Source organism: Neisseria uirgultaei (assembly GCF_962719845.1).
Lineage (GTDB): Bacteria > Pseudomonadota > Gammaproteobacteria > Burkholderiales > Neisseriaceae > Neisseria > Neisseria bergeri.
Genome location: NZ_CAUIYF010000005.1, coordinates 1 through 22,070 on the forward strand (window position 1 = coordinate 1; position 22,070 = coordinate 22,070).

At 51.5% G+C, this 22,070-nt stretch carries 18 protein-coding genes, 1 pseudogene and 1 riboswitch; of the genes and pseudogenes, 9 read left to right on the forward strand and 10 right to left on the reverse strand.

The window, feature by feature from the left end:
- Nucleotides 1-113: 113 nt before the first annotated feature.
- The 4 genes and pseudogenes from Q9J32_RS04165 to Q9J32_RS04185 form a co-directional block, all read left to right on the forward strand.
- On the forward strand, nt 114-1,400 hold the full coding sequence (locus Q9J32_RS04165) for a YadA-like family protein (RefSeq protein WP_304675365.1): 1,287 nt from the start codon (nt 114-116) through the stop codon (nt 1,398-1,400).
- Between the two features lie 254 nt (nt 1,401-1,654).
- Nucleotides 1,655-2,575: a glycosyltransferase family 2 protein gene (locus Q9J32_RS04175; RefSeq protein WP_304675366.1), complete on the forward strand. Its 921-nt coding sequence runs from the start codon at nt 1,655-1,657 to the stop codon at nt 2,573-2,575.
- Nucleotides 2,576-2,704: 129 nt separating this feature from the next.
- Complete coding sequence (locus Q9J32_RS04180) at nt 2,705-4,366, forward strand: electron transfer flavoprotein-ubiquinone oxidoreductase (RefSeq protein ID WP_304675368.1); 1,662 nt, start codon at nt 2,705-2,707, stop codon at nt 4,364-4,366.
- Between the two features lie 77 nt (nt 4,367-4,443).
- A pseudogene (locus Q9J32_RS04185) lies at nt 4,444-4,506 on the forward strand (transposase); the annotation flags it as partial.
- 147 nt (nt 4,507-4,653) lie between these two features.
- Here Q9J32_RS04185 and Q9J32_RS04190 read toward each other — a convergent pair.
- The 10 genes from Q9J32_RS04190 to gcvT all read right to left on the reverse strand — a co-directional run bounded on the left by Q9J32_RS04190 (nt 4,654) and on the right by gcvT (nt 16,714).
- A complete protein-coding gene (locus tag Q9J32_RS04190) occupies nt 4,654-5,148 on the reverse strand; it encodes a nitrous oxide reductase accessory protein NosL (RefSeq protein WP_301883922.1) in 495 nt (164 codons plus the stop codon).
- Nucleotides 5,145-5,975, reverse strand: a complete 831-nt coding sequence (locus tag Q9J32_RS04195; protein ID WP_003709598.1) for an ABC transporter permease — start codon at nt 5,973-5,975, stop codon at nt 5,145-5,147. Before Q9J32_RS04195 ends, Q9J32_RS04190 begins: the two co-directional genes overlap by 4 nt.
- Complete coding sequence (locus tag Q9J32_RS04200; RefSeq protein ID WP_003709597.1) at nt 5,972-6,868, reverse strand: ABC transporter ATP-binding protein; 897 nt, start codon at nt 6,866-6,868, stop codon at nt 5,972-5,974. Before Q9J32_RS04200 ends, Q9J32_RS04195 begins: the two co-directional genes overlap by 4 nt.
- A 57-nt stretch (nt 6,869-6,925) precedes the next feature.
- Nucleotides 6,926-8,281 (reverse strand): nitrous oxide reductase family maturation protein NosD, encoded by a 1,356-nt coding sequence (locus Q9J32_RS04205; RefSeq protein ID WP_301883927.1) that lies wholly within the window; start codon nt 8,279-8,281, stop codon nt 6,926-6,928.
- A gap of 172 nt (nt 8,282-8,453) precedes the next feature.
- The gene (gene nosZ / locus Q9J32_RS04210; RefSeq protein WP_301883930.1) at nt 8,454-10,415 is read right to left on the reverse strand and encodes a TAT-dependent nitrous-oxide reductase; all 1,962 of its coding nucleotides are present in this window, start codon (nt 10,413-10,415) and stop codon (nt 8,454-8,456) included.
- Nucleotides 10,416-10,541: 126 nt separating this feature from the next.
- Nucleotides 10,542-12,848: a NosR/NirI family protein gene (locus tag Q9J32_RS04215; RefSeq protein WP_301883933.1), complete on the reverse strand. Its 2,307-nt coding sequence runs from the start codon at nt 12,846-12,848 to the stop codon at nt 10,542-10,544.
- A gap of 247 nt (nt 12,849-13,095) precedes the next feature.
- On the reverse strand, nt 13,096-14,343 hold the full coding sequence (gene hemA / locus Q9J32_RS04220; protein ID WP_301883935.1) for a glutamyl-tRNA reductase: 1,248 nt from the start codon (nt 14,341-14,343) through the stop codon (nt 13,096-13,098).
- A gap of 145 nt (nt 14,344-14,488) precedes the next feature.
- Nucleotides 14,489-14,875 (reverse strand): glycine cleavage system protein GcvH, encoded by a 387-nt coding sequence (gcvH, locus tag Q9J32_RS04225; protein WP_301884161.1) that lies wholly within the window; start codon nt 14,873-14,875, stop codon nt 14,489-14,491.
- A 51-nt stretch (nt 14,876-14,926) separates the two neighbouring features.
- A complete protein-coding gene (locus Q9J32_RS04230) occupies nt 14,927-15,466 on the reverse strand; it encodes a hypothetical protein (protein ID WP_308446880.1) in 540 nt (179 codons plus the stop codon).
- Nucleotides 15,467-15,613: 147 nt separating this feature from the next.
- The gene (gene gcvT, locus Q9J32_RS04235; RefSeq protein WP_301883939.1) at nt 15,614-16,714 is read right to left on the reverse strand and encodes a glycine cleavage system aminomethyltransferase GcvT; all 1,101 of its coding nucleotides are present in this window, start codon (nt 16,712-16,714) and stop codon (nt 15,614-15,616) included.
- Between the two features lie 212 nt (nt 16,715-16,926).
- A riboswitch (glycine riboswitch) is annotated at nt 16,927-17,023 on the reverse strand.
- Nucleotides 17,024-17,225: 202 nt separating this feature from the next.
- Between gcvT and Q9J32_RS04240 the strand changes: the two genes are divergently transcribed.
- From Q9J32_RS04240 to Q9J32_RS04260, 5 genes are all read left to right on the forward strand, one after another.
- Nucleotides 17,226-17,708, forward strand: coding sequence for an Lrp/AsnC family transcriptional regulator (locus Q9J32_RS04240; protein ID WP_107818519.1), 483 nt, complete (start codon nt 17,226-17,228; stop codon nt 17,706-17,708).
- Nucleotides 17,709-17,750: 42 nt separating this feature from the next.
- On the forward strand, nt 17,751-18,356 hold the full coding sequence (locus Q9J32_RS04245; RefSeq protein ID WP_107818518.1) for a DUF1415 domain-containing protein: 606 nt from the start codon (nt 17,751-17,753) through the stop codon (nt 18,354-18,356).
- On the forward strand, nt 18,353-18,712 hold the full coding sequence (locus Q9J32_RS04250) for a YbaN family protein (RefSeq protein WP_107818517.1): 360 nt from the start codon (nt 18,353-18,355) through the stop codon (nt 18,710-18,712). Before Q9J32_RS04245 ends, Q9J32_RS04250 begins: the two co-directional genes overlap by 4 nt.
- Before the next feature lie 348 nt (nt 18,713-19,060).
- Nucleotides 19,061-20,482 carry a sodium:proton antiporter gene (locus Q9J32_RS04255; RefSeq protein ID WP_301883942.1) on the forward strand — a complete coding sequence of 474 codons (1,422 nt, stop codon included), beginning with the start codon at nt 19,061-19,063 and terminating at the stop codon, nt 20,480-20,482.
- Nucleotides 20,483-20,726: 244 nt separating this feature from the next.
- The gene (locus Q9J32_RS04260) at nt 20,727-22,070 is read left to right on the forward strand and encodes a Na(+)-translocating NADH-quinone reductase subunit A (protein WP_301883945.1); all 1,344 of its coding nucleotides are present in this window, start codon (nt 20,727-20,729) and stop codon (nt 22,068-22,070) included.

The following is a 22,070-nucleotide window of genomic DNA, read 5'->3' on the forward strand; positions in this document are numbered from 1 at the left end:
AAAAAAAAAAAAAAAAAAAAATGGATAAAATAATACAACGTATTATTTACAGAGTAAGGGTCTGAATATATAATCGGAGGATTACGTTAGCGTTAACTCTAATTGGTACAATCATGACCCACTCCGACAAAAAACATACGGCAATATCCAAACTCATCCTCACAGCAGCAGCCACAGGAATCGGCATATCCGCCATACCATACGCTCAGGCTGACGACAATAAGGTAACGACGGTTGGAAAGCTGGTTATAAACCCAATAACTGATGATGGCAACAATAAAAAAAATGTTGGCAATTGGAATTCGGGTACATATGAAATTGAGGAGACCATCATCGGCTATAACGGCGGTGGCACCTTGATTACCGAGATTGCAAATGGTGAGATTGGTTTGGGATCGACTGATGCGGTTACCGGAGGTCAACTGTATTCCTACGTACCTGAAAAGATTGAGAAAAAGCTTGAGGAATTTATTCAAGGTTTACCTGATAAAGTTGATTCTGAATCAGACGTTAAAATTGAATATTCATCCGATAATGAACGACTAACCCTAACCCTTTCCGACAAATCGAAAGAGAAAATGAAAGGCGATAAAGGCGAAAACGGCAAATCTGCCTACGAAATCTGGAAAGAACAGAACACAACCCTTGACGACACATCCGAAGCCGCCTTCCTGAAATCCCTTAAAGGCGAACAGGGTGAGAAAGGTGCACAAGGCGATAAAGGTGAACAGGGCGATAAAGGCGATAAAGGCGATAAAGGCGAACGCGGCCTACAAGGCGAACGCGGCCTCCAGGGTGAACGCGGCCTACAAGGCGATAAAGGTGAGCAAGGCGAACGCGGCGCTAATGGCGAAAACGGCAAATCCGCCTATGAAATCTGGAAATCTTTAGATACTGAAAAACGTGCTAATAAAACAGAACAAGACTTTATCGACTCCCTCGGGGGGGGATTTACCCGAACCGAAGAATCGGACGGTACCATGCTGACCGCCAAAGGTACAATTACTAATGAACGCCCCAATGGCGAAGTCCGTATAAGCGGCTTGGCGGCAGGCAGGATTTCTCCATCAAGCTCAGACGCAGTCAACGGCGCACAGTTGTTTGAGGTGCATGAACGGATTTCCTCTATAGAGCAAAAAGTCGACAAGTTGGATAAATCAATGAACGGCGGTATCGCCAAAGCAGGAGCGGTTGCACTCCTTCCTCAACCGACTTATGCAGGACACTCGATGGTATCCGCTTCTACGGCACACTACAATGGTGAACAGGCTCTTGCAATCGGTTACTCCAGCCTCTCAGATAACGGCAAAGTAATCCTGAAGGCAGGTGCTTCGTTCAATTTCTCCGGCAACAATACCAAAAAACCGTTATTTGGAGCGGCTGTCGGCTATCAATGGTGATCTTCCGCCATCAATACCTATTGGAACACAGCCTATAGTAAAAATGCCGCACTTGCAGATAAGTGCGGCATTTTGGATTTTGTATGCAGGCCATATCCTAAAGTTGCCCATCTGCATACTTCGCCTTTTATAGTGGATTAAATTTAAACCAGTACAGCGTTGCCTTGCCTTGCCGTACTATCTGTACTGTCTGCGGCTTCGTCGCCTTGTCCTGATTTAAATTTAATCCACTATACAACAAATTAAGGATTCAGATGTACTCCAACGATAAAGCAACCTCCGATAATCTACCCAGTATCAGCTTCATCCTGCCCGTCTATAATGTTGCACCCTATATCCCCCGCGCGCTCGAAAGCATATTGCTTCAAACGGTACGCAAAGAAATTATTTTGATAGATGACGGTTCGACAGATGGCAGTGCGGAAATCCTGGCGAAATATATGCACCAATATCCCTTTATTACCGTTGTCAGCAGCCAAAACAGGGGCGTGGCGGCGGCACGCAATGCCGGATTAAAACTTGCAACGGGGGATTTCATCATGTTCTTAGACCCTGATGACGAACTTTACCCCATAGATTTCGGTTTGTGGGCAAGACTTGCTCAAGATAACGGACTTCAAGCGATTAAAGGCGTATATCTCCGTCCTCCTTATGAAGAGGGGAAAAATATGTTGAGGTGTAAGCCCGTTTTTCAATTTAAAGAACAGCACAATGGGAAAATCTCATCTATGCAGGGGATATTGATGCAGAGTCTGCCTCATCACTGGCCTCTACACAATATGTGCTTTATGATTGACCGTCGCCACCTTGTCGCTACGGGCGTTACCTATCGCAACGGTATGCGTTTTGGGGAAGATATGGTTTTCATCTCTGAATTTCTGCTTGCAGGCGGAAAAGTCTTGGAGGTTGACATTCCCTTTTTTATTTACCACCGCAGAGAAGGAAGTCTGACAACCGCCCTACCCGACCACAGGCTGACCGATTACCTTCACAATCTGCTTACCTACCTCGTACCGCTGATGGAAAGGCAGACCGATTCAAGATACGCAGAAACTGTCCGTCAAATCCTACTGATTGAATTCGATAAAGTTGGCAGAATTGTCAAAAATATCCCTGAACTGAAGAAAGAATATGACAGCCTCTTTACGCAACTGCCGGATAAAAAATATCTTTGACCATATGGGGGCAAATGCCGTCTGAATGCCTGAGAAGCTATTTCAGACGGCATTGTTTTATTTGGTAAGCAACTGTCTGCGTTGTATAATTGCCCGTTTTATAATCGATAATAAATCATAGGAACCGCCATGACAGAATCCATCACCCGCGACAGTATGCAATACGATGTCGTGATTGTCGGCGCAGGCCCGTCGGGTTTGTCCGCCGCCATCAAACTCAAGCAGCTTGCCGAACAAAACGGGCGCGAAATCAGCGTTTGCGTGGTGGAGAAAGGTTCGGAGGCGGGCGCGCATTCGCTGGCGGGCGCGGTTGTCGATCCGATTGCGTTGAATGAGCTAATTCCCGAATGGAAAGAAAAAGGCGCGCCGCTGACGCGCACGGTAACGCAGGACAAGGTGTTGTTCCTGACGGAGAAAAAAGCCTTCAATCTGCCAGTTACTCCTAATTTCGACAATCATGGCAACTACATCGCCAGCTTGGGCGAAGTCGTGCGCTGGTTGGCGGAGCAGGCGGAAAATATGGGCGTGGAAATCTATCCGGGCTTTGCCGCCGCCGAAGTGCTGTATCACGAAGACGGCTCGGTCAAAGGTATTGCGACCGGCAATATGGGTGTGGGCAAAGACGGCGAGCCGACCGATTCATTCCAGCCCGGCATGGAGCTTTGGGCGCAGCAAACCCTGTTTGCCGAAGGCTGCCGAGGTTCGCTTTCCAAGCAAATCATCGAACGCTTCCAACTCGACCAAAACAGCCAGCCGCAAACTTACGGCTTGGGCATTAAAGAAGTTTGGGAAGTGCCGTCTGAACAGCATCAGCCCGGCTTGGTGGTACACAGCGCGGGCTGGCCGCTGGACAGCAAAACCTACGGCGGCGCGTTTGTTTACCATTTCGACGACAACAAAGTCGCCGTCGGCTTCGTGGTCGGTTTGGACTATCAAAACCCGTATCTGTCTCCGTTTGAAGAGTTCCAGCGTTTCAAAACCCATCCTGAAATCCGCAAAACCTTTGAAGGCGGCCGCCGTATTGCTTACGGCGCGCGTTCGCTGATTGAAGGCGGTTTGCAAAGCCTGCCGAAGCTTTCGTTCAAAGGCGGCGTTTTAATCGGCGATGCGGCGGGTTTTCTGAATATGCCGCGCATCAAAGGCATCCATACCGCGATGAAGTCTGCCATGCTTGCCGCCGAAGCCGTGTTCCCCTTGTTGGAAAACCTTGAAGAAGTGGAAAGCTTCGACAGTGGCAAAGAAGCGGCGGATTATCAGCAACGTTTTGAACAAAGCTGGCTGTATCAAGAGCTTTACGCCGCGCGCAATGTCCGTCCGTCATTCAAATGGGGCGTTTACCTCGGCTCGCTTTATACAGGCATCGACCAGATGATTTTCAGAGGCAAGGCCCCGTGGACTTTGAAACATCACGGCAAAGACAACGAGCAGCTCAAAAAAGCCGCCGAATGCAAGCCGATTGATTATCCGAAACCCGACGGCGTGTTGACCTTTGACCGCTTAAGCAGCGTCTTCCTCGCCAATCTCGCGCACGAAGAAAACCAGCCCGACCATTTGGTGTTGAACAATCCGCAAACGATGATAGATGTGAACTATAAAGAATACGCCTCACCCGAAACGCGCTATTGTCCGGCCGGCGTGTATGAAATCGTCGAAGAAAACGGCAGCCCGCGCCTGCAAATCAACGCCGCCAACTGCGTTCACTGCAAAACGTGCGACATCAAAGACCCGACGCAAAACATCACTTGGATTTGTCCCGAAGGTGCGAGCGGGCCGAATTACGGCGGGATGTAAACCTTATTCCACCGTTACGCCCGGTCAGGAATAAGGAATGGGGCAGTTGTTCAAACCTGCCCCGTTTGAACCCATAATATAGTGGATTAAATTTAAATCAGAACAAGGCGACGAAGCCGCAGACAGTACAAATAGTACGGAACCGATTCACTTGGTGCTTCAGCACCTTAGAGAATCGTTCTCTTTGAGCTAAGGTGAGGCAACGCTGTACTGGTTTAAATTTAATCCACTATAAAAATGCCGTCTGAACCTTGGCTTCAACGTTCAGACGGCATTTTTGTTTGGATTTACTTGAAAATATAAGCATCAGGCATATCGTCGAAACCGACAACCTTACCGCCTTTATCCTTTGCAAATTTTTCAGCCTGCTCCTTGTTGCCGAACGGCAGCGCGTCTTCCGCACCCATACCGCCGATAAAGCCGCTGTCAATGACATAAAAGGCTTTTTTCGCATCTATCCACTCCGTGTCGGCATTGGGATTCGTCCAATCGGTAACATTACCCATATCGGTAACGTAAATCACGCGTATGCCTTTAGGCTCTTCGGGCAGTTTGGTATAGCCGAACATCTGCTTGATGGTGGAGAACCAAACGGGCTGATCGGGTTTGCCGTTCAAGAAAATCTGGGCTTTGGGGCCGTTGTGTTCGGTCAGGTTCATACTGCAATAGTGTCCGACCGAACGGTCGCTAATCTGCTGAGGTAAAGGAGGCGCCGCCTCTTCCGCCTGCCGGCAGGCACTTAAGGCGAAAACGGCAACAATTGCCAACAGGGTTTTTTTCATATTTGTCGCTTTCTAAAAATTCCGGCTGCCAAAACAAGCGGAATGATAACCCATAAAACCTGCGCGGTCAGCAAAACGGGGACGGTCAGGCTGATTTGTCCGCTCAAACCCGCCATACCCGCATACATAGCCGTATTTTCGTAACCGGTCAGGTTGAGCAGGCGGTAAATGTCGGTGGGATTGAACAGCAGCACCGTTTCAACGACGGGCGCGGTGATAACCTGTTTTGAGTCGGCAACCAGAATACCCAAAAGGGCCATATCGAAGATGACGACGAAAAACAACCACACACCGATGGAAATACCGGCCGCTGTCCCCCGTTCTTTGACTTTCGCACTGATCAAGTAACCCATAGACAGAAAAGCCGCACCGAGGATGACGCTGGCGGCAATCAACAGCGCAAAGGGTTTCCAAGCGGCGATGTCGAAACTGCCGTTGGCAAGTTGCAGCGTAATGCCTGCCAATCCGTAGCCTGCCGTGGTGGCGAGTGCGAGGATGATGAGATGTCCGACAAACTTGCCGGCAAGGATTTGGTTGCGCGAAATGGGATAACTCAACAGCAACGCCATCGTACCGCGCTCAATCTCCCCAATCAGTGCATCGTAGGAGAGCAGCATGGCAATCAGCGGAATCAGGAAAATAGACAGGCTCGACAGGCTGACGACGGTAACGGTCAGCGGATCGACCTTGACCGAACCGGTGGGCGAGCTGCCGAGAAAACCCAAAGAAAGGGCGAGTGCGGCAAGCAGGAGGGCGGCGGCAAGCACCCAGCGGTTACGCAGGCTGTCGCGGACTTCTTTGCCGGTAATAATCCAAACGGGGTTCATACGTCCTCCCTTTTCAAGAACTGTGCATACATTTCGTCAAGCGTCGGCGTGTGGATGTCGAGATAGGCAAGGTCGGACAGGCTGCCCAGCTCACCCAAAAGGTTCATGCGTTCTTCCGCCTGACATTGTGCCCGATAAGAAATGCCGTCTGAAAGCGGCTGCCAGCGGCTGCTCAAGGTGCGCGGTGCATTGAGGCGGATATTGACGGTCAGCGGCAGTCCGCTTTGAACGTGCAATTCGTCCATACTGCCGTCAGCAACCTTAACGCCGTTTTTCATCACGATAATGCGGTCGGCGTGCCCGTCCAACTCGGCAAGGGCGTGGGTACTGAGCAATACGGTCGCGCCGCGCCCGTTGAGTTCGCGCACGACTTCGTAAAACATTTGTCGTGATGCAGGGTCAAGGCCGGTTGTCGGTTCGTCAAACAGCAGGACTTTGGGTTCGCCCAGCAGGGCTTGTGCCAAGGCAAGGCGTTGGCGCATCCCTTTAGAATAAGTGCCGACGCGGCGGTGTGCCGCCTGGGAAATGCCGACACGCTCAAGCAGCCCTCGGTTCTGCGTGAGCGGCTGTTTTTTAAGTTTCGCGTAAAAATCCAGCGTTTCGATGCCGGTCAGCGAAGGGTGCAGCGCAACGGTTTCGGGCAGGTAGCCGATTTGGCTGCGAAGCCGCGCCCCCGCTTTGCTGCCGGTACGTTCGCCCAAAAGCATCACTTCGCCTTCGGTCGGGGTAATCAGCCCGAGTATCAGCTTCATAATGGTGGACTTGCCCGCGCCGTTGTGTCCGGCAAGCCCGACGCTTTCTCCTGCCTTCAAAACCAAATCGACTTGGTTGACGGCTTTTTGCGCCCCGAAGCGTTTGGTTACCTTCCTCAATTCGACATGATGTGTGGTCATGGTTGTTCCTTTTGTGTTTTCAGACGGCATTTGAATCCGGATGCCGTCTGAAGCAGACTAGTTCAAAGAACCGTTTTCCGCCCTGCCCCACTCCGACTGCCGCGTTTCGGCTTCTTTGAGCAGCTCGTCCTTCATCGCCTGATAACGGGTTTGAATTTTGGGGGCATAAGGCTTCATCAGCGGTTTGCTGTCCACCACGCCGCCGGGCAGAACGGCAGGAAACTGCGCCTGCGCCCATTTGACGATGCTGATTGCGGGACTGTTCATCAAGAGGCGCGATACGGGCGCGCGCCAGATGATTTGGTCGATGATGCCGTTGGGACGGTACGCGCTGTCGCCGAAGCCGTCGCCGTTCAAATCGAACGCGCTGTTGTCGCTCCAGTAGTTGCCGTGTCCGCCCTCGCTCCAGTCGAGAAAGCGCGTGCTGACGTATTTGACCTGGCTTTCGTTGTTGATAAAGGAATTGTCGTGCAGGGACGTGCCTTCGATGGCGGCGGTAAAGTGTATGCCGATTTGGCAGTTTTCAAAATGATTGGCGGACAGTTTGTCGTAGTTGGCATTGTAGGCAAAAACGCACTTGCCCGCCTTGTTGATAATGTTGTCGTGAATATCGGAATAGTTGACATAGTTGAGCATAATGCCCTGATCGCGGCTGCCGACGGCGATATTGTCAAACACTTTGAGCCGTTCGGAAAACATCAGCACATAGCCCATATTGTTGCCCACGGAAATATTGCCGCTGACTTCGCTGTCGTTGGTGTACATATAGTGGACGGCGAAACGCAAATCGCTGAAGCGGTTGTTTTTATAGGTGTTGTGCGTGCTGGTGTTGGAAAAAATGCCGTCCCGCCCTTTGGAAATGTCGTTGCCGACGACTTGCGCGCCGGGCGCGTTCCAAACGGTAACGCCGTTGCCGCGCTCATTCACGCGCAAAGTCGCGTCGCCGACGATTTTATTCTCGCGCACCATCGCATCGGCAGAACCGTGCAGATAGACACCGACCGAATTATCGAAAATATTGTTGTGTTCAATCAGGGTGCGCGGAGCGGTTTCTTCGAGATAAATACCGGCATCCATTGCTGGCAGGCTCATACCGGAACGGGTAACGGTCAGGTTGCGGAGCGTTACGTCTGGCGCATGTACGGCTATGGTGCGACCGCTCCTGTCCCCTTCGATGGTTGCAGAACGGTCGGCAGGCCCTTCAATCGTAATCGGTTTGTCGATATAAAGTTTGGTTTGATATACGCCGGAAGCCAGTTTGAGCGTATCGCCCGCCCGGGCGCGGGCAAAAATTTCGGCAAGGTTGTCTTGCGGGGAAACGTGGACGACGGCTGCCGATGCCGTCTGAAAAATGCTGCCGGCGGCAAGTATCAGCACGGCCTTCAGCCATATACGGAGCGCGGATGTGTGCATAGTGTCCCTCTGTTTCGTTCGGTATGGCCGAACAAAATAAAGCATCATTCAAATGTGCCTGTTTTTATAGCGAAACCGCCTGAAACGGTACGGCAAGCGGTTTGGCTATAAATGCCGTCTGAAGACCTGTTGCCTTCAGACGGCATTCTCCATATTCAGCCGTCAGACTGCATTATTTGGGATGAACAATCATCTGACCGGACATTTCCATGTGCAAGGCGTGGCAGAACCATTGGCAGTAGTACCAGTGCACGCCCGGACGGACGGCTTTGAAGGTTACGGAAGAAGTGGCTTGCGGGCCGATTTCCATAGCGATGCCGTAGCCTTCCAAAGTGAAGCCGTGGGTCAGGTCCTCGATGGTTTCGACGTTGGTAACGTATACGGTTACTTCGTCGCCTTGATTCACTTCAAACTGAGGGATACTGAATGCAGGCGCAACGGCAGTCATGTACACGCGTACTTTGTTGCCTTCGCGTACGACTTTGGCGGCTTTTTCCAGCTCGACACCGTCTTTTTTCGCCTGTTCCAAAGCATCCTGCCAGAACCAAGGGTCTTTACGGTCCCAAGTTTTGCCAGGGTTCAGTTTGGACGCGGCAACCAAACACAAGTCGTGCGGTTCGGCAAAAGTCGGATTATCGTGTACCAGACGCATTTCGTCGCCGGAGATGTCGATCAATTGGTCACACTCAGGTTTCAAAGGACCGGCATTCAAGAAGCGGTCTTTAGAGAATTTGTTCAAAGACACCAGCCATTGACCGTCGGCTTCTTTGGTTTCGCCCATGGTCGTATGGTTGTGGCCCGGTTGATAGTGAACGTCGAGTTTTTGTTTGATCGGATCGATTTTCTCGCCTTTGTAGGCTTTGATCGCATCGTCAATATTCCATTTCACCATTTGGCTGTCGATAAACAATGTCGTATAAGCATTGCCGCGACCGTCAAATGCAGTGTGTAACGGGCCGAGACCCAGTTGCGGTTCGGCCACGACCACATCGCGCTCTTTGATTTTGCCTGCAAACAAATCGTCCAGTTTGCTGACATCCAATACGGTAACGGTTGGAGACAGTTTACCGTTGAGCATGATGTATTTACCGTCAGGGCTTGCGTTACAGCCGTGAGGAGAGTTCGGCACAGGGATATAACGCGTGTATTTGGATTTGGCTTCAGCGCGACCGTCCAGCATTTTCACGCCGTTCACTTCTTTGAAGTCGCCCGCTTTGATGCCTTCTTCGATGGCTTTCAGGTCGAAAACGACGCACCAGTCCTGCTCGTTGGAAGACGCACCTTGTACGGTCAGCGCGCGCTCGGAGTTGTAGCAGGTGGCAAAAGAATATTTGCCTTGATAGTCGGCATCACCGTTGTCCAGGTTACCGTCAACCAATACTTGCCATGCGATCTCCATGGTTTCGCCGTCGATGGCGGTGTACACGGCATTCCAGGTTTTTGCATCATCCAATTTGCCTACGCCGCTAACAGGAGTAATGTGTTCGCCGTTGGCAAAGACATAACCGGTTTTCGGATAACGTTGCGGACGCAGACCGTGAATACCTGAGGCATTAGGGATGTCGATGATTTTGTCGGCCTTCATCACATCCAGACGCACGCGGCAGACGCGGTTGTTTGCCTTGTCGTTGGCATAGGCATAGCGGCCGTCATAAGTTTGGTCGGTAAACGACAAGTGCGGGTGGTGAAGGTCGCCGTTGGGATAGCAGCGCAGGCCGCTGTCTTGTAAGAATTTACGGGTTTCTTCGGTAATATTGCCGTTGAGGACTTTCAAGCTCTCATTGGTACGTCCCCAACCGGTCGCGCTGTCCATATTGAACACGGGGATACGCATCAGTTCGCGCATGGAAGGCAGACCAATCAGGCGCATCTCGCCGGACTGACCGCCGGAAAGGAAGCCGTAATATTGGTCGAGTTCGCCCGGACCGACTTCGGAAGACAGTTGACCTGGTTTGGCTTCACCATGCTCCTTGGCGGCAGGGGCGGCACCAGAAGCGGCAGCCTGTTCGCCGTCTTTAGAGCAACCCGCCAAACCCAACAGGCCCGCACCGGCAATACCTGCACCGGAAGCAGCGGCCGTACCTAAGAATGAACGACGGCTCAAGCCGTTTTGTTCTAATTTTTCGTCTGACATACAACACTCCTTGGATAAAATACGGCAAACCGGTTTTCAGACGGCAAGCCGATGGGAAAAATTTTATTATCCTTCCGGGGAAACCCTGCCTGCCTGACACTTTGGCTTCAGGCTTCCCCTGGATGCTTATTTTTCAGATTGCGCCGTTTCGGGTTTGACAAAATGGACAACCTGTTCCTGCGGCTGCTTGGAGACACTTTCCAATTCCCCTGATTTTGCAGCAGCCTGTTTTTGTTTTTTCTTATTCACTGCCACAACTTGCGGACAGCGCGTATCGTGGTGGTACATGACTTGACAATGCAGACACTGGATACATTCGTTCGGATGGATATCTCCCTCCGGGGCAATCGCTTGTACAGGGCATTCATGCGTACAAATTTGGCAGGGATTACCGCACATTTTATAACGTCTCAGCCAATCAAACACGCGGAATCTGCCCGGCAGCGCGATGCCCGCACCCAAAGGACACAGATAACGGCAGAAGAAACGTTCGATAAACAGCCCTGCAACCAAAAGAGCCACGGCAAAGGCGACAAACCACCACTCGCGTACAAATTTCAAGATAATCGCCGTTTTGAAGGGTTCGACTTCGGCAAATTTTTCCGCCGTACCCAAATCATACAGGGAGATTGCCAATAGTCCGAAGAAAATCAGGTACTTGATAACGCTCAAACGGGTATGCAGCATATGCGGCACGGTAATCTGTTTCACACCCAGTTTTTTGGCAATCCGGTTAGTCAATTCCTGTAATGAGCCGAACGGACACAACCAACCGCAAAACGTTCCCCTGTTCCACAGCAGCATAGTTGCAGCCGTGAACAGCCACAGGATGAACACAATCGGATCCATCAGGAAAAATTCCCAATGAAATTCGGTAAGGATGGCTGAAAACAGCGTCAGCGTATTGACGACCGAAAGCTGCGCCTGTGCATACCAGCCGATATAGAAGAGCGTGAAGGTCAAAAAGGCGAGGCGAAAGCGGTCGTACCATTTTTCGTAACGCACAATCCAGTCTTGGAACAAAAACACCAGTAACAATATGGTCAGTGCAATGCCGACAACGATAATCTGCCCCTGTTTCGCTTTCCAAATCTGTTTCCATAATTGATTGGATACACCGTTTTCAGATGCCGCATCTTCGGCAATGCCGTCTGAAGCGGCATCGGATGCCGCGGCAGGTACGGCTTCGACAGGCGCGCTGATTTCTACGGGCGGTGCTTTAGGATCATCGACATAATAACCCTGAGGCAGTTCGTAATCCAAATCGGCGGTAACGAAAGCTTTATCGTTCACGCTCAATACGCGCTGAACCATTAATTGCAGCCGCCACGGCTCCGCACCGTCAAACGCTACGCCTTCAGGGATGGTAAACCAAGAAACTTCTTTAAAACGCGGCGAACCGGCGGCAGACAGTGCAACTACGCGTTCGTGTTGGGCATCGGTAAAACGGAAGCTGTTCTCTCCCTGAATCATCTCGATACGGTCGAAAATACCGCCGCGCACATAACCCGAACCTTTCCAAGAATAACGGCCCTCTCCGGCAACCAAAACCGCCTGCTGCCCAGGTTTCAGCCGTTTTTGCAGATGCGCCCAGCCGTCCTCACCCAGCAAGCTTTTACCAATGGAAGGCTGGCTGACCAAGGCAACATACAAATCAATAAAGGTATCGTCAGGATCGCCCTGTTCGGCGTGATCGGCCACGCCGGCCTTGCCGCCTTTCTCAAACAGTTTGTTGATTTGATCGAGCGTGATGTGCAGATGGCCGACGGCCTTTTGTTTCAAAAGTTCGTCCCAAGACAAAATATCCTGCTTGTCGGGATTTGCCATACGGCGCGGACGGGTTTCTGCCGCAGGCGCGGCTTCCTGAACATCGGAAGCGGATGCCGTCTGAAGAGCCTTATCCGAACCCAAACGGTATTGGTTGGCAATGACCTTGTACGAACGCTGGATACTGTCGTTAATCACCATCAGCGTAACAGTCGCACCGCTGATAATGTCGCCCGGCGCCACGCCCGGAGTCGGCGGATTTTTAATAAAGTTCAGACCGATATATTTGTCGATGAATTTATCGACACGCGACTGCGGGATACCGATCAGCATAATCGGCTCGTGATGATCGACCAGTTTCGCCCCTGCTATCGTGCCGTCGTTTGCCAACGCCATCAGCGTATCGATCGGTTTGCTCGAATAACCGCGCGTATTAACCACATCGGTTGTAATATAGACCAAACCGAGCTGCTCGTCGCCTTTGTAAACGCGGGCGACCATGGGCTTACCTTCCGGTTTGCCGTAACGGTCCGCCCCCGGAAAGATTTCCAAAGGCTGTATTTTCGCCAGAAAATCAGGCAGACGCTCCGCATAAGCGGGCAGTGCCGCCGTCAAAAAGACAAAGGCGGCAAAAAACGCCGTTATCCGCGCCCGAAACGCAGACATACGCCGGATTGAAAAACAGGACATAGCTATCCCCGATATACCGATACTCTTTAATATTGATATTATATGAATCATCTATCGGCGATTTTTTGATGCAAATCAAATTTACAAATCTTAAAACCAATCCGCATACGGGATAATACTTTGTAATTACATCGATATAATGTGGGATTTCACGATGTTGTCAGGCGGCACAAAAATATGCCGTCTGAAACCCCTTCAGACGGCATCCTTTTCCGGCGCACCGTTATTTGTCCAAATGATAAATCTGCGCGACGGCATGAACCAAATCTTTATCTTCTTCCCCCGCCTTATTCAAGGTTTGGGTCGGCGAATGCAGCAGCTTGTTGGTCAGTTGGACGGACAGCCGTTCCAAAACCTCTTCTGCCGTTGCGCCTTTGGCAAGCTGTTTCATCGCATTTTCCAACACCTGCTTGCGCGCTTTCTCGCCCTCGTCCCGCAAGGCTTTAATCAAGGGGACACTCTGCCTGCCCTGCTGCTGCCGGACAAATTCGGCAACCTTCTCGGACACCAGCGTTTCGGCGGCGGCGGCGGCCTTCTGCCTTGCCTCCTTACCGCTTTGGACGATATTGACCATATCGTCCACCGTATAAAGATAGGCATCATTCAAATCGCCGACTTCCGCTTCAATATCGCGCGGCACGGCCAAGTCAAGCATGAACAACGGCATACTCTGCCTTTGTTTCAATGCACGCTCCACCATGCCTTTGCCGACAATAGGGAGCTGGCTTGCCGTTGAAGAAACCACCACGTCGTAATCGTGCAGAATGGCAGGCAGATCGGATAGCAGACACGGTTCGGCGTTGACACCGAGTTTGTCGCATAACTCCTGGGCACGCGCCAACGTCCGGTTGGCAACCGTCATCAATCTGGGGTTTTTAGCAGCAAAATAAGTGGCAACCAGCTCAATCATTTCGCCTGCGCCGATAAACAAGACATTCAAATCGCCGATGTCGGGGAAAATCTGCTCTGCCAACTTGACGGAAGCGGAAGCCATGGAAACCGAGTTTTCGCCGACGGCAGTATCGGTACGGACCTCTTTAGCAACGGAAAAGGTTTTTTGGAACAGGGCATTGAGTTTCTTACCCATACTTTCCTGCTCTTGAGCAACCCTGACGGCATCCTTAATCTGTCCTAAAATCTGCGGCTCGCCCAACACCATCGAATCCAGCCCGCAGGCGACGCGGAAAGCATGGCGCACGGTTTCCTGCATATCCAGCGTGTACAGATACGGACGGATTTCTTCAATTAGCAAACTGTGGTAACCGGCAAGCCATCGGATGATTTCTTCCGAATCGCCGACGCAGTAAAGCTCGGTGCGGTTGCAGGTAGAAAGGATTACCGCCTCCGTTGCCGCATTGCTTCGGGCAAGATTGCGGACAGCTTCAGGCAGGGTGGCGGCGGCAAACGCCAGCTTTTCCCGTATGCTTAAAGGTGCGGTTTGATGATTGAGTCCGACAGCGGTAAGTTGCATGAAAAAATCGGTAAAGATGAATATAGGCCGTTATTATAGCCTAACTGACCTTGAAGACACAGACAAAAACTGCACTTCCAAACGCATCCTTGCCGTCTGAAAGTGCAGTTCCTTAAATAAGGCATCCTATTATCAGGATGGGAATTTAATCTACTTCGCCTGCGTATTGTTCGGCAGTCAGCAGACCGTCGTAATCGGCAGGATTGGCAGGTTTGATTTTGAAGAACCAGCCTGCGCCGTAAGGGTCGCTGTTGGCAGTTTCCGGTGCGCTGGGCAAGTCATCGTTGACGGCAACGACTTCGCCTGCAATCGGCGCGTACACGTCAGATGCGGCTTTTACAGACTCAACCACACCGGCTTGTTCTTCGGCGGCAAGGTTCGCGCCGACTTCAGGCAGCTCGACAAACACGATGTCGCCCAACAGCTCTTGCGCGTGGTGGGTAATGCCGACGGTGATGGTACCGTCTTCTTCAAGGCACAGCCATTCATGGCTGGCAACGTATTTCAGTTCGGCCGGGATGTTGTTGCTCATGGTTTGATTCTCCATTGGTAGGGGGTTATTTTCAGACGGCATCTGCTCAGCTTAGCGTGCGCAGATACCTCGTGCGATTAATTCTTCCAAGCGTCCGTAATGGACGGCAATCATATTGTTTTTATCTTGTTCCAATTCTTGCTTTTGGGCGGAAGGAAGTTTAGGGGAGGCAGAATAATCCAAATACGCTTCGTTTATCTTGCGCTTGTTACTTGCCATTACGCCGCTTGCACGGAATACAACGATTTCTTGTTTGGACCTCATATTGTCTGCAACGACAACCTTCAGACCTTTGCTGCGGTAATCTGCACAAATGCCTGCAACAGCCGATACTTCATCCACTTCAACTGTGCCCGCATAACGGCTGAACGCAAACAGGGTAAATGATTTCGCTTGCGACAATGATTTCAGGTCGGAAGCACGGCTTCTACCCTTATTATCTTGCACGGCAATACTCAAATCATCATTCATGCGGACAATATCAAGAGCATATTCCCCGTCTATCACCACCTCGCCGGCAATCTTTCCATTGCCGCCAACGATTTTCATAAATATTGCAGTATGGGATTTTCCTTCTGTATCGAAAAACATCAATCCGCGCTCGTCGGCAGACGAAGCGCAGGCCGATAACATCAATAACAACAATAAACTGCCAAAGGTTGCTTTCATAGGGAACAACAATTCCTTAAAACCTGCTTTCAGACGGCATATGAAATGAAAATGCCGTCTGAACCGATATTAATCAAACTGTTTTTGACCGTTGCGGACGAACGGCAGCTTCAGTACGCGCACGTCCGCTTCTTTGCCGCGAATCAGCACTTTGGCGGTATCGCCGTCAAAATCTTTCGGTACGCGCGCGATGGCGATGGATTGTTTCAGGCTGGGCGAGAATACGCCGCTGGTGGTTTCGCCTTTGCCTTTGTCGGTCAACACTTCCATATGCGCGCGCAGGATGCCGCCTTTGTCGAGCAGCAAACCGACTTGTTTGACGGCAACGCCTTTTTCTTTCAATGCCAGCAAGGCGGCTTTGCCGACGAAGTCGCGGCTTTCGTCTTTCAAATCAACCGTCCAGCCCATGCCTGCTTCGAGCGGGCTGGTGTCATCGTCCATATCGTTGCCGTAGAGGTTCATGCCGGCTTCCATGCGCAGGGTGTCGCGCGCGCCGAGGCCGCAGGACTGTACGCCGGCTTGTTGCAAGGCTTTGAAGAATGCGACGGCTTCGGTGCCGGGCAGGATGACTTCGACGCCGTCTTCGCCGGTGTAACCGGTGCGGGCGACGAACCAGTCGTTGCCCAAATCCGCTCCTTGGAACGGTTTGAGGTTGTGGACGACATCCGCCCATTCGGGTTTGACGGTCAGGAGTTTTTCAATGGCTTTAGGACCTTGTACGGCAAGCATACCGAGGTCGTAGCGCGGATTGAAGGCAACGCCGAACTCTTGTCCGACTTTGTGGAATTGCTCCGTATCTTTCTCGCGGGTCGCGCCGTTGGATACGATGCGGTATTGGGTTTCGGCTTCGTTGGTACGGTAAACGATCAAGTCGTCAATCACGCCACCGTTGTCATTGAGCAGCGCGGAATAAAGGGCTTTGCCGACGAAGGCGAGTTTGGCAACGTCGTTGGCAATCAGTTTGCGGAAAAAGGCTTTGGCGTTCGCTCCGGCGACATCGGTAACGAGCATATGGGATACGTCGAACATACCTGCGTCGGTGCGCACGGCTTCGTGTTCGGCGATTTGCGAACCATAATGGATGGGCAGCTCCCAGCCGGCAAAATCGACCAGCTTCGCGCCTGCATCTTGATGGGCTTGATGAAATGGGGTGGTTTTCAGGGCAGTCATTCTCAGCTTCTCCGGATTTATTGTTCAGATGTCGTCCGCACAAGATGCGCGGAAGACCCTATCTGTCCTTGAACCTGAGATTTTCGGCCGTATCCGCTTGATGGCAAACCAGTCTGCTCACTGCTTTGCGCGGTTGTCTGAATGGTGGTTCAGACGGCCTTCTCCCCTTCGGTGGGCGTATCTTTGGGAAACGCCACTCTCCAGATGTTTTATTTCAATGTGCAGTCCCTGTTGCCTGAGCGATTTAAGGGCATCTGCGCCTTCGGCGGCTACGCGTAATCGGGTGTAGCTCTCTCCTGCACATTTCCCGATTATGTCTTGAATCGGCGGTTTGGGCAAGCCGTCTTAAAGAGATGCAAACCGACCGCCTCTGTTTCCACATGATTTTCCGAAAACAAAATTTGTCCCGGATGACGGTATAACTTTTTATATGTTAATATGGCCTCCATCTGTGCGGATTGCCGCAAACATACGGACAGACAATCCGAATTCCTTAAAACGGAACGCAAATATGCCCCAACTCACTTTAGACAAAACCGATATTAAAATCTTACAGGTTCTCCAGGAAAACGGCAGGCTGACCAATGTCGAACTGTCCGAACGTGTCGCACTTTCTCCTTCTCCGTGCCTGCGCCGTCTGAAGCAGTTGGAAGATGCCGGCATCGTCCGCCAATATGCCGCGCTGCTGTCTCCGGAATCCGTCAACTTGGGGCTTCAGGCATTTATCCGCGTTTCCATCAGCAAAGCAAAAGACGCGCGGGAAGACTTTGCCGCATCGGTTCGAAAATGGCCGGAAGTCTTGAGCTGCTTCGCCCTGACAGGGGAAACCGACTACCTGCTTCAGGCATTTTTTACCGATATGAACGCGTTTTCCCATTTTGTTTTGGATACGCTCCTGTCCCACCACGGCGTACAGGATGCGCAATCGAGCTTTGTTTTAAAAGAAATCAAACACACCACATCCCTGCCGCTCAACCACCTGCTGAAGGAATAATGTCCTTCCTTTCCCGCACATGCAATCTGCAAACACATTTACATGACAATAATGAATATCAATACTTCCGAAAATAAAGATGCTGTTGCCGAACACACCGGACAATGGTTGGAAAAAGCCGTCATCGGTCTGAACCTGTGTCCCTTTGCCAAAGCCCCCCACGTTAAAAACCTTGTCCGCATCGCAATCAGCGAAGCCAAACACCTTGACGGTTTTTTGGAAGACTTGGACGAAGAACTGCAGCGACTGGGCAATACGCCAGCCACCGAACTGGAAACCACCCTGCTGGTTCACCCGACCCTATTCCCCGATTTCGACGTATTCAACGATATGCTCGACATTGCCGATGCCGCCGTTGTCGAAAACGGCTTGGAAGGCATCGTCCAAATCGCGCCGTTCCATCCCCAATTCCGCTTTCAGAATACCGAACCCGACGACATCGGCAACTATACCAACCGTTCTCCCTATCCGACGCTGCACCTCATCCGCGAAGACAGCATTGCCAAAGCTGCGCAAGCCTTTCCCGACGCTTCGGCAATATTCGAACGCAATATCGCCCTGCTGGAAAAAATGGGGCATGAAGGTTGGGAAAAACTGGGGATTTCGCAATGTCCGTTTACCCGCAATAAACAGCAGGGTGAAAAATGATACGCTACCTGTTGATTGCCTGCGGCTGCATTTCCCTGCTGCTGGGGATAATCGGCATTTTTTTGCCGCTGTTGCCGACCACGCCGTTCGTACTGCTCTCCGCCGCCTGCTGGGCAAAGGCATCCCCGCGTTTTCACCGCTGGCTGCACCGGCACCGTTATTTCGGCCCGATGGTTCATAACTGGGAACAAAACGGCGCAGTACCGCGCAAAGCCAAGATTTTCGCCATCAGCATGATGACCGCATCCTGCCTGATGATGTTTTGGCAGTTCCCCCAACGCTGGTGGGTAGGCGCAATTTCATCGGTTTTCTGTTCCCTTGTCGCCATATGGATGTGGCGCAGACCCGAATCTTGAATGCCGTCTGAAAGGGATAAGGGCAAACAAACGGACGGGGCAAACCTGCTTCATTGCAAATATATGTTAAAATAAATTCATTTTTCGTTTTTGATAGATTATTTATTAAAGATATATATTTCTTTGTTTTAAATAAAATTATTTATCAAAAAGAACATATATTCCCAAGCACGGCCAATCCGCCTTCCGGTTTGGGAAACTGGTTTATCCTGATTATTTACTTTACAATCAACCGGAAAACTTTTTTCAAAAACAAACAGGCAGCACAGTCCGCCTATGTCCGGGCGGCACGGTGCCTGTATCACTCCCGCGCGCCGCGCAAGGCAGTGCTTGAATCGAGGAAACACGATGCGCCACCTACCCCTGTTTTCACTAATGCTTTTCCCGGCATCGGTTTACGCCGCAGATTTGGACGGCGCAAACCTAAACCTGCTGTGGGGCTTGCCCTTTGCCCTGATTTTGCTGTCTATCGCATTGGGTCCCTTGTTTTTTTCGCATACCTGGCATCACCATTACGGCAAAATTACCGCCTTTTGGACATTGCTCTTCCTCATCCCGTTCAGTTTGGTTTTTGGCGCGTCCGCCGGTATCCATACCGTCGCACACGCACTCGTTGAAGAATACATCCCCTTCATCCTGCTGCTGCTTGCCCTGTACACCATTTCAGGCGGCATTTTGGTTTGGGGCGACTTGAACGGCACACCCAAGCTCAACACCGCCCTGCTTGCCGTCGGTACGGCACTTGCCTCTATCATGGGAACGACTGGCGCGGCAATGCTGATGATTCGTCCGCTGCTGAAAGCCAACCAAAACCGTGTCCACCGCGTGCACATCGTCATCTTCTTCATTTTCCTGGTTGCAAACATCGGCGGCGGCCTGACACCTTTGGGCGACCCCCCGCTCTTCCTCGGCTTTCTTAAGGGTGTAGATTTTATGTGGACGGTCAAACATATGCTTGCCCCCGTCCTGATCAGCACCGCCGTCCTGTTGACCGCCTTCTATTTCATCGACAACCGTTTCTTCAAACAGGAAAGCATTGCACAAGATATGCCGGCACAACAGGAAAAACCCGAAAAAATCACCATCTTCGGAAAATGGAATTTTCTCCTGCTTGCGGGCGTGGTCGGCGCGGTTCTAATGTCCGGCCTTTGGAAACCCGAACACCCGGGATTTGAAATCCTCGGCAGCCGTTACGCCCTGCAAAACCTTGTCCGCGATGTCATCCTGATTACATTGACCGCCGTATCTATGGCAATCACGCCCAAACAAGTCCGCGCAGGCAACGAATTCAACTTTGAACCCATCGCCGAAGTGGGCAAACTCTTCCTCGGCATCTTCATCACCATCTTCCCCGTCCTGAGCATTCTGAAAGCAGGCGAGGCAGGCGCGCTGGGCGGGGTGGTATCGCTGGTTCACGATACGGCAGGTCATCCGATTAATACGATGTATTTCTGGATGAGCGGCATATTGTCGGCATTCTTGGATAACGCTCCCACTTATCTCGTGTTTTTCAATATGGCGGGCGGCGATGCCCAAGCCTTGATGACGGGTCCCCTGTTCCATACCCTGCTGGCGGTTTCTATGGGTTCGGTATTTATGGGCGCACTGACCTATATCGGCAACGCGCCGAACTTTATGGTCAAAGCCATTGCCGAACAGCGCGGCGTACCGATGCCGACTTTCTTCGGCTATATGATGTGGTCGGTTGCCTTCCTGATACCTGTCTTCATCATCCACACCCTTATCTTTTTCGTTTTCAAACTGCTGTAAACGCCATGCCGTCTGAACATTCAGACGGCATTTTAAATTTCAGCATAATCAAATCGATATTTCCCCCTTCCGACAATTTAAAACGGCTTCCGCAAGGAAAAAAGCGGCAAATCTGACAAACAGGTACAATTCCTGATAAAATCTAACACTTTGCTACATTAATTTATTCAATGCTTTTGATGCCCCGCGACACCGTATCAAAACACGCCGTTATTACCTTAACCATCACAAGTAATGCAAATCTATGATTAAAATCAAAAAAGGTCTAGACCTGCCCATCGCGGGCAGACCGGAGCAAGTCATTTATGACGGGCCGGCCATTACCGAAGCCGCGTTGCTTGGCGAAGAATATGCCGGTATGCGCCCCTCGATGAAAGTCAAGGAAGGCGATGCCGTCCAAAAAGGCCAAGTGCTGTTTGAAGACAAAAAGAATCCGGGCGTGGTGTTTACTGCGCCGGCTTCAGGCAAAATCGCTGCGATTCACCGTGGCGAAAAGCGCGTACTTCAGTCAGTCGTGATTGCCGTTGAAGGCAACGACGAAATCGAGTTCGAACGCTACGCACCTGAAGCGTTGGCAAAATTGAGCAGCGAAGAAGTACGCCGCAACCTGATTCAATCCGGTTTGTGGACTGCGCTGCGCACCCGTCCGTTCAGCAAAATTCCTGCCGTCGATGCCGAGCCGTTCGCCATCTTCGTCAATGCGATGGACACCAATCCGCTGGCCGCCGATCCTACGGTCATCATCAAAGAAGCCGCCGAAGACTTCAAACACGGCCTGTTGGTATTGAGCCGCCTGACCGAGCGTAAAATCCATGTGTGCAAAGCAGCCGGTGCAGACGTGCCGTCTGAAAACGCCGCCAATATCGAAACACATGAATTCGGCGGCCCGCATCCTGCCGGTTTGAGCGGCACGCACATTCATTTCATCGAGCCAGTCGGCGCGAATAAAACTGTTTGGACCATCAATTATCAAGATGTGATTGCCATCGGACGTTTGTTTGCGACAGGCCGTCTGAACACCGAGCGCGTGATTGCCTTGGGTGGTTCTCAAGTCAACAAACCGCGCCTCTTACGCACCGTTTTGGGTGCGAAGGTGTCGCAAATTACCGCCGGCGAATTGGTTGACGCAGACAACCGCGTGATTTCCGGCTCGGTATTGAACGGCGCGATTGCACAAGGCGCACACGATTACCTCGGCCGCTACCACAATCAGATTTCCGTTATCGAAGAAGGCCGCAGCAAAGAGCTGTTCGGCTGGGTTGCGCCGCAGCCGGACAAATACTCGATTACGCGTACGACCCTCGGCCATTTCCTGAAAAACAAACTCTTCAAGTTCACGACAGCCGTCAACGGCGGCGACCGCGCCATGGTACCGATCGGTACTTACGAGCGCGTGATGCCGCTGGACATCCTGCCTACCTTGCTTTTGCGCGATTTAATCGTCGGCGACACCGACAGCGCGCAGGCTTTGGGTTGCTTGGAATTGGACGAAGAAGACCTCGCTTTGTGCAGCTTCGTCTGCCCGGGCAAATACGAATACGGCCCGCTGTTGCGCAAGGTGCTGGAAACCATTGAGAAGGAAGGCTGA